Genomic DNA, 16,137 nt, shown 5'->3' on the forward strand with positions numbered 1-16,137 from the left:
CTAAGCATGAAGCCCCCCTCAAGATGAGATTTCCCATGGCGCAAGCTAGTAAGATCCCTGAAAGATGATCAGGTTGATAGGTCAGAGGTGGAAGCGTGGCGACATGTGGAGCTGACTGATACTAATAGATCGAGGACTTAACCAACGCTTTTAAAAAATGAAATACCTTCTCATTATCTAGTTTTGAAGGAACAACGTTCCTCATATGTTTGGTGGCGATAGCGAAGAGGTCACACCCGTTCCCATTCCGAACACGGCAGTTAAGCTCTTCAGCGCCGATGGTAGTTGGGGGTCTCCCCCTGTGAGAGTAGGACGCCGCCAAGCCCATTCAAAAGATCAGCCATCCGGCTGGTCTTTTTTCGTTGTTGTTTTAAATATTTTGAGATAATTTTAGCATTGGGAATAAAAACAAAGGAAATTAAAGGTTTTTGTTTGAGTGATTGGGGTAATAAAGTAAGATATTTTAATTTTCATGTTCAATGGAGTATGCAAACACATATAATTTGGAGAAAATGGATAGTAGAGAAAGAAAGTGCGTTTATGTTGCAAAATGCATTTTTCGTTGTATAATAATAGTCAAATATAGTCAAAGTCAGATTGGAGGAGGCTGAGTGAGAAACATATCTGATGTTATCGAAACTTATTTAAAGCAAGTACTCGAAATAAGTCAAAAAGATATCTTGGAAATTAAAAGAAGTGAAATAGCAGATAAATTTCAGTGTGTTCCTTCTCAAATCAATTACGTGATCAATACCAGGTTTACGATCGAAAGAGGTTATGTTGTAGAGAGTAAGCGTGGAGGCGGCGGTTATATACGTATCATGAAGGTGGAGTCGCAGGATTACGTACAGCTTATTAACCATTTATTATCACTCATAGGGCCAAGGGTAACCCAATCCATGGCGGAAGGAGTAATTGCCCGGTTGATGAATGAGGAAGTCATTAATGAAAGGGAAGCGAAAATCATGATGAGCGTGATTGATAGATCGGTAATTTATATCGACCTTCCTGACCGTGATGAGCTGAGGGCAAGAATTATAACGGCAATGCTTACGACTTTAAAATATAAATGAAACTGGCAGAGGTGATGAAGGATGATTTGCCAAGAATGTCATCAAAGGCCTGCTACCCTACACTTCACCAAAATCATCAATGGAAAAAAGACTGAAATCATGATTTGCGAGAAATGTGCTCAGGAAAAAGGTGAGAAGGTCGTGGAAGCAGGAGGGCATGGTTTTTCAATAAATAATTTATTAGCAGGATTGTTGAATATGGAGTCGAATATTCAACAGACAAAGGCAAATGCATTTCCGAAAACAGAAGAAAGGCGTTGCCCGCATTGTCATCGATCCTATAAGGAATTTGTCCGTATTGGAAAGTTCGGCTGTGCCGAATGTTACCGAACATTCAATGAACAGATTAACCCGATTTTAAAGAGGGTCCATAGCGGCAATACGGCACATATAGGCAAAATTCCAAAACGGGTTGGTGGCACCATATATCTTCGTAAGCAAATTCTTGATTTGAAAGATGTTTTAAAGGACCACATTGACCAAGAGGAATTCGAAAAGGCGGCAGAAGTCAGGGATAAGATCCGCTCCCTTGAAAAAAGGTACGATGCCCAAGAGGGGAGCGAGGAAGCATGAGCTTGGAAAAGTTTGTAGAAAACGCGTTGAGCTCTTGGATGAGTGCCGAAGGGCCGGAAATTGATATTGTATTGAGCTCCAGGATCCGCTTGGCCCGGAATTTCAAAGACTTTACCTTCCCAACCTCCTTTTCTGAAGAAGAAGCTAAAAATATCATTGATTTGGTGAAAAAAAGAATCGAACAGGAAGTCACTCCTGAGATTGGCAAGCTGGAGCTTTTGGAGATTGATCAATTACAGCAGCTGGAAAAGCGTGTACTGGTCGAAAAACATTTAATTAGCCCCAACTTAGTTGAGGTGTCAGCCAAAAGTGCTTGTCTTCTTTCGGAAAATGAAGAAATAAGCATCATGATAAATGAGGAGGATCATCTTCGTATCCAGTGCTTAATGTCAGGCTTGCAGCTGAAGGAAACGTTAAAGATTGCAAATCTTCTTGACGATTGGATTGAAGAATCCATAGACTATGCATATGATGAAGAAAGGGGATACCTAACGAGTTGCCCAACCAATGTGGGTACAGGATTAAGAGCTTCGGTCATGATGCATCTTCCAGGTCTTGTGCTGACACAGCAGATGAATCATATCATACCAGCAATCAATCAATTGGGGCTGGTGGTCAGGGGTATATACGGAGAGGGAAGCCAGGCGTTAGGAAATATTTTTCAAATCTCCAATCAAATTACACTTGGGAAGTCCGAAAGGGATATCGTTGAAGATTTAACAAGTGTCGTTCAACAAATCATTGCCCAGGAACGGTCTGCAAGGGATGCATTAGTGAGAACCTCTCACATACAATTAGAAGATCGGGTTTTTCGTTCGTATGGGATATTATCGAATGCCCGCATCATTGAGACAAAGGAAGCTGCAACCTGTATCTCAGATGTTAGGCTAGGCATAGATTTAGGGTATATAAAAAATATTTCCAAAAGCATTTTAAATGAGTTGATGATTTTGACGCAACCGGGATTTTTACAAAAGTATGCAGGTGGACCCTTAAAATCCCATGAAAGGGATATCCGTAGGGCAGCACTCATTAGAGAACGCTTGAATTTCACTGAATCTTCCTCCTCATGAGGTCTTCGGCCTTGGAGTGAGTACCTATATTCCTGTAATGGAGGTAGGGGAGAAGAAGCCTCTGCCATTACTTAGAGGATTGTCAGCAAATTTTATTCAAAACGAAAAATTCTTAAGGAGGAATTCCCTATGATGTTTGGTCGTTTTACTGAAAGAGCCCAGAAAGTTTTAGCATTGGCGCAAGAAGAGGCAATCCGTTTAGGTCATAATAATATTGGCACGGAACATATTTTACTTGGCTTGGTCCGAGAAGGCGATGGAATAGCCGCCAAAGCATTATTTGCACTTGGCTTGGGGCCGGAAAAAATTCAAAAAGAAGTCGAAAATTTGATTGGCCGCGGACAGGATACGGCACAAACGATCCATTATACTCCAAGAGCCAAGAAGGTCATTGAGCTTTCCATGGATGAGGCTAGAAAATTAGGTCATTCATATGTTGGTACAGAGCATGTACTGCTTGGTCTGATTAGAGAAGGAGAAGGTGTGGCAGCCCGTGTATTGAATAATCTCGGAGTGAGCCTCAACAAAGCCCGTCAACAAGTACTCCAACTTTTAGGAAGCAATGAATCCGGTGGGCATCAAGGTTCAGCCGCTTCCAATGCAAGCACGCCGACACTGGATGGCCTTGCTCGTGACTTAACGGCGATTGCCCGGGAAGGAAGCCTGGATCCAGTAATCGGAAGAAGCAAGGAAATTCAGCGTGTCATAGAAGTATTAAGCCGTCGCACAAAAAATAACCCGGTATTGATCGGTGAACCAGGGGTGGGTAAAACAGCCATCGCTGAAGGTCTTGCCCAACAGATCATCAATAATGAAGTGCCTGAAATCCTCCGCGATAAACGCGTTATGACACTTGATATGGGTACTGTTGTAGCGGGTACGAAATACCGTGGTGAATTCGAAGATAGGTTGAAGAAAGTCATGGATGAAATTCGCCAGGCTGGCAATATCATTTTATTCATCGATGAATTGCATACACTGATTGGTGCCGGCGGGGCAGAGGGAGCCATAGATGCCTCCAATATTCTTAAACCGTCCTTGGCCCGTGGTGAATTGCAATGTATCGGGGCAACTACTTTGGATGAGTACCGTAAGTATATTGAAAAGGATGCTGCGCTTGAACGCCGCTTCCAGCCAATCCAAGTGGATGAACCTACGATGGAAGAATCGATTCAAATTCTCAAGGGGCTGCGTGACCGTTATGAAGCCCATCATCGCGTATCGATTACGGATGAAGCGATTGATGCTGCAGTCAAACTATCCGATCGATACATTTCCGATCGCTTTTTACCGGATAAGGCGATTGACTTGATTGATGAAGCAGGGTCCAAGGTTCGGTTGCGCTCATATACAACGCCGCCAAACTTAAAGGAACTTGAGGTGAAGCTGGATGATGTCCGGAAAGAAAAAGATGCTTCCGTTCAGAGCCAGGAATTCGAAAAAGCCGCTTCGCTGCGCGATACGGAGCAACGCTTAAGAGAACAATTGGAAGAAACGAAAAAAACCTGGAAAGAAAAACAAGGGCAAGAGAACAGTGAAGTGACGGTGGATGATATCGCCCACGTCGTATCCAGCTGGACGGGTGTTCCGGTCACGAAACTGGCCCAAACGGAGTCCGATAAACTGCTCAACATGGAATCGATTCTTCACGATCGAGTGATTGGGCAAGAAGAGGCCGTCATTGCCGTTTCTAAAGCAGTAAGACGTGCAAGAGCAGGCTTGAAGGATCCTAAACGCCCAATAGGTTCATTCATCTTCTTGGGACCTACAGGGGTCGGTAAAACGGAATTAGCCCGTGCCTTGGCCGAATCCATCTTTGGGGACGAAGACGCCATGATTCGCATCGATATGTCCGAGTATATGGAAAAACATTCGACTTCACGTCTAGTTGGGTCCCCTCCAGGATATGTTGGATACGAAGAGGGTGGACAATTAACGGAAAAAGTGCGGAGGAAACCATACTCCGTCGTTCTGCTCGATGAAATAGAAAAGGCACATCCAGATGTTTTCAATATCCTTCTGCAAGTATTGGAGGATGGAAGGCTGACAGATTCGAAAGGACGCACTGTGGATTTCAGGAATACCATTCTGATCATGACATCGAATGTAGGGGCGTCTGCACTGAAAACCGATAAATATGTCGGGTTCAACATCCAGGATACCGGTCAAGATTACAAAAATATGAAGGGGAAAGTGATTGAGGAGCTTAAACGTGCTTTCCGTCCAGAATTCCTGAATCGTATCGATGAAACCATCGTGTTCCATTCGCTGGAGAAGGATCACTTAAAACAAATCGTGACATTGATGTCCAACCAACTGACGACCCGCTTGAAAGAGCAGGAAATCTACTTGGAGCTGACGGATGCAGCCAGGGAAAAAATCGCTACGGAAGGATTCGATCCTGAGTATGGGGCACGGCCAATCCGCAGGGCGCTTCAGAAGCATGTAGAGGATTACCTTTCCGAAGAGTTGCTTAAAGGCAATGTGAAGAAGGGGCAAACGGTCGTGATGGATGTTGTGAATAATGAATTTGCAATCCGGCAAGGCGAGCCTGTCAACGTAAGTGAATAACCCGATTCCTAACTCCGAGGTACACGCAGATATTTTTGCCGTGTACCTCTGTTTTTTATCCATAGGTAGAAATGAGCATAAAAAGGACAGGGCATAAAGGGTGTTTTTTAAAAAACTTAATGTTAAGAAGGATTAAATAAAACAAAGATATAATATCCTTACTATAGGCATTTTTCAAAAAGGAAGAGGAGTTATTATGGCAGTAAAGAAGAAAACCAAATTCATGTGTCAGTCTTGCGGATATGAATCTGCGAAATGGATGGGGAAATGCCCAGGCTGCGGAGAATGGAATAAGATGGTCGAGGAAACTGAAATCGTGAAACCCGCGAGGAAAGGAGCCTTTACCCATTCGGAAGTCAGAGCCTCTGGAGAACGTGAAAAGGCAGCACCGATAACAACCATCCAGTCTGAAAAGGAACCACGGATCAAGACCGATTTAATGGAATTGAATCGTGCCCTTGGCGGCGGGATCGTCCAAGGGTCACTTGTTTTAATTGGAGGCGATCCGGGTATTGGGAAATCCACCCTGCTTCTGCAGGTATCTTCCCAATTGGCACACAAGCAGAAAAAGGTGCTGTATATATCCGGTGAAGAATCTGTCAAGCAGACAAAGTTGAGAGCCGACCGGCTGGGGACAATGTCTGAAAACCTGTTCGTCTATGCGGAAACGGATATGGACTATATCCAACAGGCAATTACAGAGGTGAAACCGGATTTGGTCATTATTGATTCGATCCAGACGGTGTACCATTCGGAAGTGACATCTGCCCCTGGAAGTGTATCACAAGTGCGGGAATGTACAGCCTCACTGATGCGTATCGCTAAAACGAATGGGGTTGCGATTTTTATCGTCGGGCACGTAACCAAGGAAGGTGCGATTGCCGGTCCGCGTCTGCTTGAGCATATGGTGGATACCGTATTATATTTCGAAGGTGAAAGGCACCATACATATCGAATTATCCGTGCGGTCAAAAACCGTTTTGGTTCTACGAATGAAATGGGTATCTTTGAAATGAAGGAACATGGTTTGGAGGAAGTGGCGAATCCATCGGAAATATTCCTTGAGGAACGGTCGCAAGGTGCATCAGGTTCCACCGTCGTCGCCTCGATGGAAGGAACGAGGCCGGTGCTCGTCGAGATTCAAGCATTGATTTCACCTACGAGTTTTGGAAATCCAAGGAGAATGGCAACAGGTATTGATCACAATCGTGTTTCTCTGCTCATGGCTGTTTTGGAAAAGAGGGTGGGCTTGCTGCTGCAAAACCAGGATGCGTACTTAAAGGTGGCTGGCGGTGTCAAGCTGGATGAGCCGGCAATTGACCTGGCTGTAGCGATCAGCATCGCTTCGAGCTTCCGTGATAAACCAACGAACCCAACCGATTGCATCATTGGGGAAGTGGGGCTTACAGGAGAAGTGAGAAGGGTTTCGCGAATAGAACAAAGAGTACAGGAAGCAGCAAAACTAGGATTTAACCGGGTCATAATCCCGGCTAATAATATCGGGGGATGGACCGCGCCGAAAGGTATCAAGATCGTCGGGGTATCATCAGTTTCGGAGGCTCTTAAACATTCGTTAGGGGGTTAAGTATGACAGATAAAAAGGGATATGAAAAAACAAAGCTGGAGATTCTGCAAATTGTAGCTCCGGGTACACCGCTTCGGGAGGGTATTGAAAATGTGCTGCGGGCAAACACGGGTGGCCTGATAGTCGTTGGATATAACGAGAAGGTGCGAATGATCGTGGATGGTGGTTTTCAAATCAATTGTACCTGTACGCCAAGTACATTGTATGAGTTGGCAAAAATGGACGGGGCCATCATTTTAAATGAGAAAGCCGATACGATCATTTTCGCCAATGCCCAATTGGTGCCGGATAATAGCACACCTTCGACTGAAACGGGAATGCGGCACCGGACGGCGGAACGCGTCGCAAGGGAAACCAAGTCATTGGTCATTGCAATCTCCCAACGGCGGAATGTCATTACGTTATATCAAGGGAATTTCCGCTATGCCCTCAAGGATATAGGGGTCATACTTGCCAAGGCAAATCTAGCCATACAAACCTTGGAAAAATACAAGGTGGTCCTTCAGCAAAGCATCTCGGTATTGGGAGCGCTCGAGTTTGAGGAAATCGTGACCTATGCCGATCTTTTGCAGGTTTTTCACCGTTATGTAATGGTTCTCAGGATCAAGGCGGAGCTGCTTACCTACCTGAATGAGCTTGGTACCGAAGGAAGGCTGATCCGTCTGCAAATGAATGAAATCCTCGCAGATATAGAAACGGAGGGAAAATGGCTCATCAAGGATTATACCTCCAGAAATGACGAAAAACCCGAGGAAATCATTTATCGGCTTCAAGAACTGGCGATGCAGGAAAAACTGGATGAAACCATCCTTCTTAAGATTCTGGGCTATCATGGATATATACACCTTGATGAGGCGGTACAACCCCGCGGCTATCGGATCCTCCATAAAATCCCGCGCTTGCCGGTATTGATCATTGAAAATTTAGTGAATCAGTTCGAAAGCTTTTCTGAAGTCAACAAAGCGTCGGTTCAAGACCTTGACGATGTTGAGGGCATTGGGGAAGTCCGTGCCAATAAAATTAAAGAGGGCCTGCGCATTTTGAAAAACCAGCTAGTTACAAATAGAAGGATGTAAAGAGCGGCTTCAAAAATTTCCTATATTAGCTTGAAATTGATTGGCGCTTATTTTTGACACTCAAAACCTAGGGTGCTAGGCTAATATTACGAAAAAGAGAAGAGTCATATTTGTAAATCCACTAAATCTTCAAGTGAATTTCACGTATATAATGAAAACGAATTTTCGAAGGTTTCATTTTTTTTTATTGGTCAATAATGAGTAGAGGGAGGTGAAAGGGATGTTAAAGCGCATTATACAAGCATGCTTCTTAATAGTCGGCGGAACTCTGGGTATGATACTCATTCCTGAATTATTAGTTGTTTTACATGCAGATGATATTGCTTTATTAAACAATCCTTATGTAAGTGTACTGTTGGGTGCCATTATCTTTTATCTTATTACTTTTTGGGCAGTAGATCATGTGATCTATTTTATGAAGTGGCTGGAGGAACAGCTTGTTAAGATACCCATTACGGACATCATTTTTGGCAGTGTAGGACTTTTGGTCGGACTGCTTGCGGCGTTCTTGGTTGGCTCCGCCTTCAGTGCCATCGATGTTCCCGTATTAAATACAGTGGTCCCGATCATCCTTACGCTGTTGTTTGGTTACCTTGGTTTCCAGGTCGGCTTTAAAAAACGGGATGAGCTATTGAATTTATTCACGAAAAATAATAAGAAAAAAAATCCCGATGGTGAAGCGAATGAGGATGAAGAAGGGGATAGCAAGCGGCTAAAGATTCTCGATACAAGCGTCATCATTGACGGCAGGATCGCGGATATTTGCCAGACAGGCTTTTTGGAGGGCACGATCGTCATCCCTCAATTCGTATTGAATGAGCTGCAGCATATTGCCGATTCATCAGATGCATTGAAAAGGAATCGTGGCAGAAGGGGCTTGGATATCCTGAACAGGATTCAGAAAGACCTTCCGATTAAAGTGGAAATGTACGAAGGTGACTTTGATGACATACAGGAAGTGGACAGCAAACTGGTGAAGCTTGCCAAAATATCAGGCGGAATGGTCGTTACAAATGACTTCAATTTAAATAAAGTATGCGAGTTTCAAAATGTGGCGGTCCTTAATATCAATGACCTGGCCAACGCCGTTAAACCTGTTGTACTACCTGGGGAAGAGATGAATGTTCAAGTCATTAAGGACGGCAAAGAGCAGAATCAGGGCATTGCCTATTTAGACGATGGGACGATGATCGTGGTCGAGGGAGGCCGTGACCATATCGGTAAACGCATTGATGTCCTTGTCACAAGTGTACTGCAAACATCTGCAGGCCGAATGATATTCGCTAAACCGAAACTATTAGAAAAAGCATTATAAAGAAGAGTAGGAGAAACCGTTATGTTTTATGATGTAGTGATACCGGCTGCTGGACAAGGGAAAAGAATGAAGGCGGGCAAGAATAAACTGTTTATTGAACTATCGGGCATCCCGATCATTGTATATACGCTTCGTGTCTTTGAAGAAGATCCCAACTGCCGGGAAATCATCCTTTCGATAAACCCGGCTGAAACGGAGCATTTCAACCAGTTGATCGCCACTTATGGGATCAAGAAGGTCAAGGGACTTGTTGCGGGTGGAAGTGAGCGTCAGCAAAGCGTTTATAATGGCCTGCAGCATGCTGGGGAAGAAATCGTCCTTGTACATGATGGGGCCCGTCCTTTTATCGATCAGGGGCAAATCAGTGAATTGGCTTTAGCCGCTTCCCTCCATGGCGGAGCAGTCATTGCGGTCCAAGTTAAGGATACGATTAAAAAGGCGGCCGATAATAAGATATTGGAAACGGTGGAACGATCAAGCTTGTGGGCGGTACAAACTCCACAAGCTTTTCGTGTATCCACATTGAAGCGGGCGCATGAACTGGCGGAAGCAGAAGCCTTTTTAGGGACGGATGATGCAAGTTTGCTAGAACGGATCAATGAACAGGTAGTTATTATTGAGGGCAATTATGATAATATTAAAATTACGACTCAGGAAGATCTTTATTTTGCAGAAGCGATTTTACATAAACAAAAAAGAAAATGATTGGGGATATTGATATGTTTCGAATTGGACAAGGTTATGACGTGCATCAGCTTGTTGAGGGAAGGCCACTGATTATTGGCGGCATTACGATTCCGTATGAGAAAGGGCTGTTGGGCCATTCCGATGCGGATGTTCTTTTGCATACGGTAGCCGATGCCTGTCTAGGGGCAATTGGAGCGGGGGATATCGGGAAGCATTTCCCGGATACCGATCCGGAATTTAAAGATGCCGATTCGGCAAAGCTGCTCCGCCATGTATGGGCAATCGTAAAAAAAGAAGGATATTCACTAGGCAATGCCGACTGTACGATCATTGCCCAAAGCCCGAAAATGGCACCGCACATTGAGGATATACGGGCCAGGATCGCGGATCTCCTCGATACAACGGTCGATAGGATCAATGTAAAGGCGACCACTACGGAGAAGCTTGGATTTACGGGCAGAAGCGAAGGAATCGCGGCACAGGCTGTCGTCTTATTGGTTGAATCAAATTAAATCCGTTTTAGTATGGAAGCCTTTATCACATGGTCCATAAATGATAAGATGAACATTAGAAAAGAACGACTGGGAGGTCTATTTATATCATGAGCAGCGATATTCGAGTTCGCTATGCACCGAGTCCGACTGGACATTTACATATAGGGAATGCACGGACGGCTTTATTCAACTATTTATACGCACGAAACAAAGGCGGGAAATTCATCATCCGTATTGAAGATACCGATCAAAAGAGGAATATTGAAGGCGGCGAGGAAAGCCAGCTTAAATATTTAAAGTGGCTTGGCATCGATTGGGATGAGGGTGTTGATGTTGGCGGACAATACGGGCCGTACCGTCAGTCTGAAAGGAACGACCTTTACAAGGAGCTGTACCAGGAGCTTTTGGATAAGGGCTTGGCTTATAAATGCTATTGTACGGAAGAAGAGCTTGAGGCAGAGCGTGAAGGACAGGTCGAGCGCAATGAAACACCAAAATATTCAGGCAAGTGCAAGCACCTAACCGAGGAGGAGCAAGAGGAATTGGCTGCTGAAGGAAGAAAGCCGAGCATCCGTTTTGCCGTTCCTGCAGGGGAGGTCCTTACTTTCAAGGATATGGTCAAGGATGACGTTTCATTTGAAACGGATGGTTTTGGTGATTTTGTCATCGTTAAAAAGGATGGCATTCCAACTTATAACTTTGCGGTGGCTGTCGATGATCACTTGATGAAGATATCTCATGTGCTTCGCGGGGACGATCATATCTCCAATACTCCAAAGCAAATGATGATCTATGAAGCTTTCGGCTGGGAGCCGCCAGTCTTTGGTCATATGACACTGATTGTGAACGAAAGCAGGAAGAAATTAAGTAAACGGGATGAATCGATCATTCAATTCATCGAGCAATATGAAGAACTGGGTTACCTTCCTGAAGCTTTATTCAATTTCATCACATTACTTGGATGGTCTCCGGTCGGGGAGGAAGAGATCTTCACGAAGGAAGAGTTCATTAATATTTTCGATGCAGAGCGATTGTCGAAATCACCGGCACTTTTCGATAAGCAAAAGCTTACGTGGATGAATAATCAATATGTGAAGCAATTGGATCCTGATTCCGCAGTGGAATTATCAATGCCACACTTGATTAAAGCGGGCAAGGTATCGGAAACTCTGTCGGCTTCTGAGAAAGAGTGGGTCCATGGTCTAGTATCGCTTTATCAGGAGCAGATGAGCTATGGTGCGGAAATCGTGGAGCTATCCCAACTGTTTTTCAAAGATGAGGTCGAGTTCGAACCGGAAGCGAAGGAAGTGCTGGCTGAGGAACAGGTTCCGGAGGTCATGAAGGCTTTCCTTCAGGAAATCGACGGTCTGGAAGAGTTTAATGCAGATGAAATCAAGAAGTCGATTAAAGCGGTCCAAAAGAGCACAGGCCATAAAGGGAAAAAGTTATTCATGCCAATTCGGGCGGCCGTTACCGGTCAAACACATGGTCCTGACTTGCCTAAGGCGATTTCGTTATTGGGTAAGGAAAAAATTAAACAGCGGCTTCAGAGTATTTTATATTAACAATTAGTCAAAAATGTAATATAGTATTTAATAATCTTACAAAAGAACGCGTAGATGGGGAGAAGTAAGAAAATGATGCTTTTTAGAGAGAACCATAACCTGCTGAAAGTGGTTTAAGCCTCTCGTTTTCTGAAATGCACCCCTGAGTCCTTTGCTGAACTAACCGATAGTAGGCACAGGCGGAATATCCTCCGTTACAGGGATTAAAGTTGGGGATGGAAGAACAGGGTTATGATTAGCCTGCTTCGTACATGCCAAACAGAGTGGAACCGCGCTTGAAGCGTCTCTGTCTATTTCGACAGAGACGCTTTTTTATATGCTTTGAAAGCTAAAAGGGGATGTAGGAAAAGTACGGATCATAGGGGGGATCGTTTTGTTGAAGATGTTTAAAGAGGATATCGAAGTGGTTTTTGATCAGGACCCTGCTGCGCGCAGCTATTTGGAGGTCATTTTGACTTATGCGGGTTTACATGCAATCTGGAGCCATAGGATGGCACACGCCCTATTTAAGAAGAAGTATTTTTTCCTGGCGAGAAGCATCTCCCAAATCAGCCGTTTTTTTACCGGGATTGAAATCCATCCAGGGGCCACCATCGGCCGTCGTTTCTTCATCGACCATGGTATGGGGATTGTCATCGGCGAGACGTGTGAGATTGGTGATAATGTATCTGTCTTTCAAGGTGTAACCCTTGGTGGGACTGGAAAGGAAAAGGGGAAACGTCATCCGACGATAAAGGATAACGTGTTGATTGCGACAGGAGCAAAGGTGTTGGGTTCGATCACTATTGGGGAGAACTCGAAAATCGGTGCCGGCTCGGTCGTTTTAAAGGAAGTTCCACCTAATTCAACCGTGGTGGGCATTCCAGGAAAAGTGGTCATTCAAGATGGCATCAAAATCAAAAAAGACCTGAATCATTGTGATCTTCCGGATCCGATCGCCGACCGTTTCAAGGAATTGGACAGTGAAATCAGGTTCCTGAAAGCGAAATTGGCTGAGCAGAAGCAGGAAGAAAGGAGTTTATAATATGACAATCAAAATATATAACACGGCTACCAGAAAAAAAGAAACTTTCGTCCCGATGGAAGAGGGCAAGGTCAAAATGTACGTATGTGGTCCGACTGTCTATAATTACATCCATATTGGCAATGCAAGACCGGCAATCGTGTTCGATACCGTTCGGAGGTATTTGGATTACCGTGGATATGATGTTCATTTCGTTTCCAATTTCACGGACGTCGATGATAAATTGATCCGCGCGGCAAAAGAATTGGGGGAAGATGTCCCGACCATATCCAAGCGCTTCATCGAGGCTTATTTCGAAGATGTATCTGCATTGGGCTGCAAAAAGGCGGACGCCCACCCTACCGTAATCGAGAACATGGATGCCATCATTGACTTCATCTCGACATTGATTGAAAAAGGATTCGCCTATGAGTCCGAGGGGGACGTGTATTTCCGGACTCGTAAATTTGACGGCTATGGCAAGCTTTCGCACCAGTCGATCGATGAGCTACGAGTTGGGGCACGTATTGAAATCGGTGAGAAAAAACAGGACGCCCTCGATTTCGCCTTGTGGAAAGCGGCCAAGGCTGGTGAAATTTCTTGGGAGAGTCCATGGGGAAGTGGACGTCCCGGTTGGCATATAGAATGCTCCGCAATGGTCAAGAAATATTTGGGCGATACAATCGACATTCATGCAGGAGGTCAAGATCTTGCCTTCCCGCATCATGAAAATGAAATTGCCCAATCTGAAGCATTGACAGGCAAAACCTTTGCGAATTATTGGATGCATAATGGGTATATAAATATTGATAATGAAAAAATGTCTAAATCGTTAGGGAATTTCGTTCTTGTTCATGACATCATCAAGAACCATGATCCACAAGTGTTACGGTTCTTCATGTTATCGGTACATTATCGCCATCCGATCAATTATAGTGAAGAGGTGCTTGAAAATGTAAAGGCGGCCCTTGATCGGTTAAAGACATCTTACCAAAACTTAAAGCACCGTCTTCAGGCTAGCGACGGTTTGACCGAAAACAATGAAGCCTGGCTCGCGAAGGTTAATGGATTGCACGACCAATTCATTGCTGAAATGGACGATGATTTCAATACAGCCAATGCCATCTCCATCCTTTTTGAACTCTCGAAACAAGCAAATTATTACTTGATGGAGAAAAATACACATAAGGATGTCATCGATGCTTTCCTTGAAAAATTCAATACCTTATTTTCTGTCCTGGGTCTGTCCCTGGAAGAGGATGGGCTGTTGGATGAAGAGATCGAAGGCTTGATCCAACAAAGAATTCAAGCGCGTAAAGACCGCGATTTTGGGTTATCCGATGAAATTCGTGATCGCTTGAAAAGCATGAATATCATATTAGAGGATACCCCTCAAGGTACAAGATGGAAAAGAGGGTAAGGAATAATGCTTCATTACGATAGTAAAATAGATGCAAAAATGCTGAACAGCCTTGCTTTAGCTTATATAGGTGATGCCGTATACGAGACGTATATCCGGCACCACCTCATTCAAAACGGAGCGGTCAAGCCCAATTTGCTGCACAAAAAAGCTACATCATTCGTAGCGGCTAAAGCTCAAAACAAAATCATCCATCATTTCTTGGAGTCAAATTGGTTATCGGAAGAGGAAACTGCTGTCGTTCGGCGGGGCCGTAATGCGAAATCAGGTACTGTCCCAAAAAATACGGATGTGCAAACGTATCGCTACAGTACGGCCTTCGAGGCACTGATGGGCTATTTGTATCTATCAGGCCGAATAGAAAGAATGGAAGAACTCATAAAAAAAGCTATTGAATACATTGAAGAAGAAAAGGGGCGTAACCCATGAGTGAAGAATATATCATTGGAAGGAACCCCGTTTTGGAAGCTCTGCGCTCCGAACGGGATATTAATAAGATTTGGATAGCGGAGGGGTCGCAAAAAGGCTCCATGCAGCCGCTGATCGGGCTGGCAAAGGAAAAGAAAGTATTTATGCAAATCGTCCCGAAGAAAAAGATTGATCAAATGGTTGAAGGCATCCATCAAGGTGTTGTCGCCCAAGTTGCGGCATATGAATATGTGGAATTGGATGACTTATTCGCAAAAGCGGCAGAACGGGACGAAGCACCATTTTTCATGATTCTCGATGAAGTCGAAGATCCCCATAATTTAGGCTCGATCATGAGAACGGCTGATGCAGTCGGTGCCCATGGAATCATCATTCCAAAAAGAAGAGCGGTGGGCTTAACGGCAACGGTGGCTAAGGCTTCAACAGGTGCGATTGAGTATATCCCGGTGGCACGCGTCACCAATTTGTCAAGAGCGGTTGAAGAGTTGAAAGAGCGCGGTGTATGGATTGTCGGTACAGACGCGAAAGGTAGCGATGATTATCGTAACATGGATGGAAAGATGCCGATCGGACTCGTTATCGGAAGTGAAGGAAAAGGGATGGCCCGGTTAATGAAAGAAAAATGTGATTTCCTCATCCGTTTGCCAATGGCTGGACAAGTAACTTCGTTAAATGCATCTGTAGCAGCAGGCTTATTGATGTATGAGGTCTATCGCAAAAGAAATCCACTAGGACAATAATGGGATGGATATTCTGTTGGTGGACGGTTACAACATCATTGGAGCCTGGCCGGAACTGAGAGAATTAAAAGAACGGGATCTAGCTGCCGCAAGAGATAGGTTGATTGAAATGATGGCCGAATATCAGGCATTTACCGGATCCCGGGTAATTGTCGTATTCGACGCACAATATGTTCAAGGAATTGCCCGTATTTTCAAAAATCATAAAGTTGATGTAATTTTTACAAAAGAAAATGAAACAGCTGATGAGAGAATCGAAAAGATGGCCATCGAGCTGAATAATGTCAAGACGCAGATTCAAGTGGCCACCTCTGACTTTACGGAGCAGTGGGTGATTTTTGGGCAAGGGGCTCTAAGGAAATCAGCTCGTGAACTGCTTATCGAAATGGAAGAAATCCAAGGTGAAATCAAAAAAGATGTCAAAAAAACAACAACGATAAAACCGTCCGGCAAAATCCCTTTAAGTGAAGAAGTGGCAGAAATTTTCGAAAAATGGCGCCGCGGGAAGATTTGAACCATTGACGGGTAAATTT

General features: G+C 44.3%; 15 protein-coding genes, 2 rRNA genes and 1 other annotated feature (1 of these 18 only partly in view). All 17 genes read left to right on the top strand.

All coding sequences use genetic code 11. The features are described from left to right. Positions 1-145 (top strand): 23S ribosomal RNA (locus ABE28_RS00415); it begins 2,788 nt to the left of the window's first position. Between the two features lie 63 nt (positions 146-208). Continuing rightward, positions 209-324, top strand: a 5S ribosomal RNA gene (rrf, locus tag ABE28_RS00420). A gap of 287 nt (positions 325-611) precedes the next feature. Continuing rightward, positions 612-1,073, top strand: coding sequence for a CtsR family transcriptional regulator (locus ABE28_RS00425; protein ID WP_064462518.1), 462 nt, complete (start codon positions 612-614; stop codon positions 1,071-1,073). A gap of 21 nt (positions 1,074-1,094) precedes the next feature. After that, positions 1,095-1,646 carry a protein-arginine kinase activator protein McsA gene (locus ABE28_RS00430; RefSeq protein ID WP_064462519.1) on the top strand — a complete coding sequence of 184 codons (552 nt, stop codon included), beginning with the start codon at positions 1,095-1,097 and terminating at the stop codon, positions 1,644-1,646. After that, positions 1,643-2,719 carry a protein-arginine kinase McsB gene (locus ABE28_RS00435; RefSeq protein WP_064462520.1) on the top strand — a complete coding sequence of 359 codons (1,077 nt, stop codon included), beginning with the start codon at positions 1,643-1,645 and terminating at the stop codon, positions 2,717-2,719. Before ABE28_RS00430 ends, ABE28_RS00435 begins: the two co-directional genes overlap by 4 nt. Before the next feature lie 129 nt (positions 2,720-2,848). Next, the gene (gene clpC / locus ABE28_RS00440) at positions 2,849-5,290 is read left to right on the top strand and encodes an ATP-dependent protease ATP-binding subunit ClpC (protein ID WP_064462521.1); all 2,442 of its coding nucleotides are present in this window, start codon (positions 2,849-2,851) and stop codon (positions 5,288-5,290) included. A gap of 196 nt (positions 5,291-5,486) precedes the next feature. Then, on the top strand, positions 5,487-6,875 hold the full coding sequence (gene radA / locus ABE28_RS00445; RefSeq protein WP_064462522.1) for a DNA repair protein RadA: 1,389 nt from the start codon (positions 5,487-5,489) through the stop codon (positions 6,873-6,875). Positions 6,876-6,877: 2 nt separating this feature from the next. After that, the gene (gene disA / locus ABE28_RS00450) at positions 6,878-7,951 is read left to right on the top strand and encodes a DNA integrity scanning diadenylate cyclase DisA (protein WP_064462523.1); all 1,074 of its coding nucleotides are present in this window, start codon (positions 6,878-6,880) and stop codon (positions 7,949-7,951) included. Between the two features lie 220 nt (positions 7,952-8,171). After that, positions 8,172-9,266, top strand: coding sequence for a PIN/TRAM domain-containing protein (locus ABE28_RS00455; RefSeq protein ID WP_064462524.1), 1,095 nt, complete (start codon positions 8,172-8,174; stop codon positions 9,264-9,266). A 21-nt stretch (positions 9,267-9,287) separates the two neighbouring features. Next, a complete protein-coding gene (gene ispD / locus ABE28_RS00460) occupies positions 9,288-9,971 on the top strand; it encodes a 2-C-methyl-D-erythritol 4-phosphate cytidylyltransferase (protein WP_064462525.1) in 684 nt (227 codons plus the stop codon). Between the two features lie 14 nt (positions 9,972-9,985). Further along, positions 9,986-10,465 carry a 2-C-methyl-D-erythritol 2,4-cyclodiphosphate synthase gene (gene ispF, locus ABE28_RS00465; RefSeq protein WP_064462526.1) on the top strand — a complete coding sequence of 160 codons (480 nt, stop codon included), beginning with the start codon at positions 9,986-9,988 and terminating at the stop codon, positions 10,463-10,465. Positions 10,466-10,554: 89 nt separating this feature from the next. Continuing rightward, the gene (gltX, locus tag ABE28_RS00470; RefSeq protein ID WP_064462527.1) at positions 10,555-12,012 is read left to right on the top strand and encodes a glutamate--tRNA ligase; all 1,458 of its coding nucleotides are present in this window, start codon (positions 10,555-10,557) and stop codon (positions 12,010-12,012) included. Between the two features lie 42 nt (positions 12,013-12,054). After that, positions 12,055-12,303, top strand: a binding site (T-box leader). A gap of 82 nt (positions 12,304-12,385) precedes the next feature. Next, a complete protein-coding gene (cysE, locus tag ABE28_RS00475) occupies positions 12,386-13,036 on the top strand; it encodes a serine O-acetyltransferase (RefSeq protein WP_064462528.1) in 651 nt (216 codons plus the stop codon). 1 nt (position 13,037) lies between these two features. Beyond that, the gene (cysS, locus tag ABE28_RS00480; RefSeq protein WP_064462529.1) at positions 13,038-14,435 is read left to right on the top strand and encodes a cysteine--tRNA ligase; all 1,398 of its coding nucleotides are present in this window, start codon (positions 13,038-13,040) and stop codon (positions 14,433-14,435) included. 6 nt (positions 14,436-14,441) lie between these two features. Beyond that, the gene (locus tag ABE28_RS00485) at positions 14,442-14,864 is read left to right on the top strand and encodes a Mini-ribonuclease 3 (protein WP_064462530.1); all 423 of its coding nucleotides are present in this window, start codon (positions 14,442-14,444) and stop codon (positions 14,862-14,864) included. After that, positions 14,861-15,604: a 23S rRNA (guanosine(2251)-2'-O)-methyltransferase RlmB gene (rlmB, locus tag ABE28_RS00490; protein ID WP_064462531.1), complete on the top strand. Its 744-nt coding sequence runs from the start codon at positions 14,861-14,863 to the stop codon at positions 15,602-15,604. Before ABE28_RS00485 ends, rlmB begins: the two co-directional genes overlap by 4 nt. Positions 15,605-15,608: 4 nt before the next feature. Then, entirely contained in the window at positions 15,609-16,118 is a 510-nt protein-coding gene (locus ABE28_RS00495; protein WP_064462532.1) for an NYN domain-containing protein, read from the top strand. Positions 16,119-16,137 lie beyond the last annotated feature (19 nt).

The sequence above is a fragment of the Peribacillus muralis genome, from assembly GCF_001645685.2.
Taxonomy (GTDB): Bacteria; Bacillota; Bacilli; order Bacillales; family DSM-1321; genus Peribacillus; species Peribacillus muralis_A.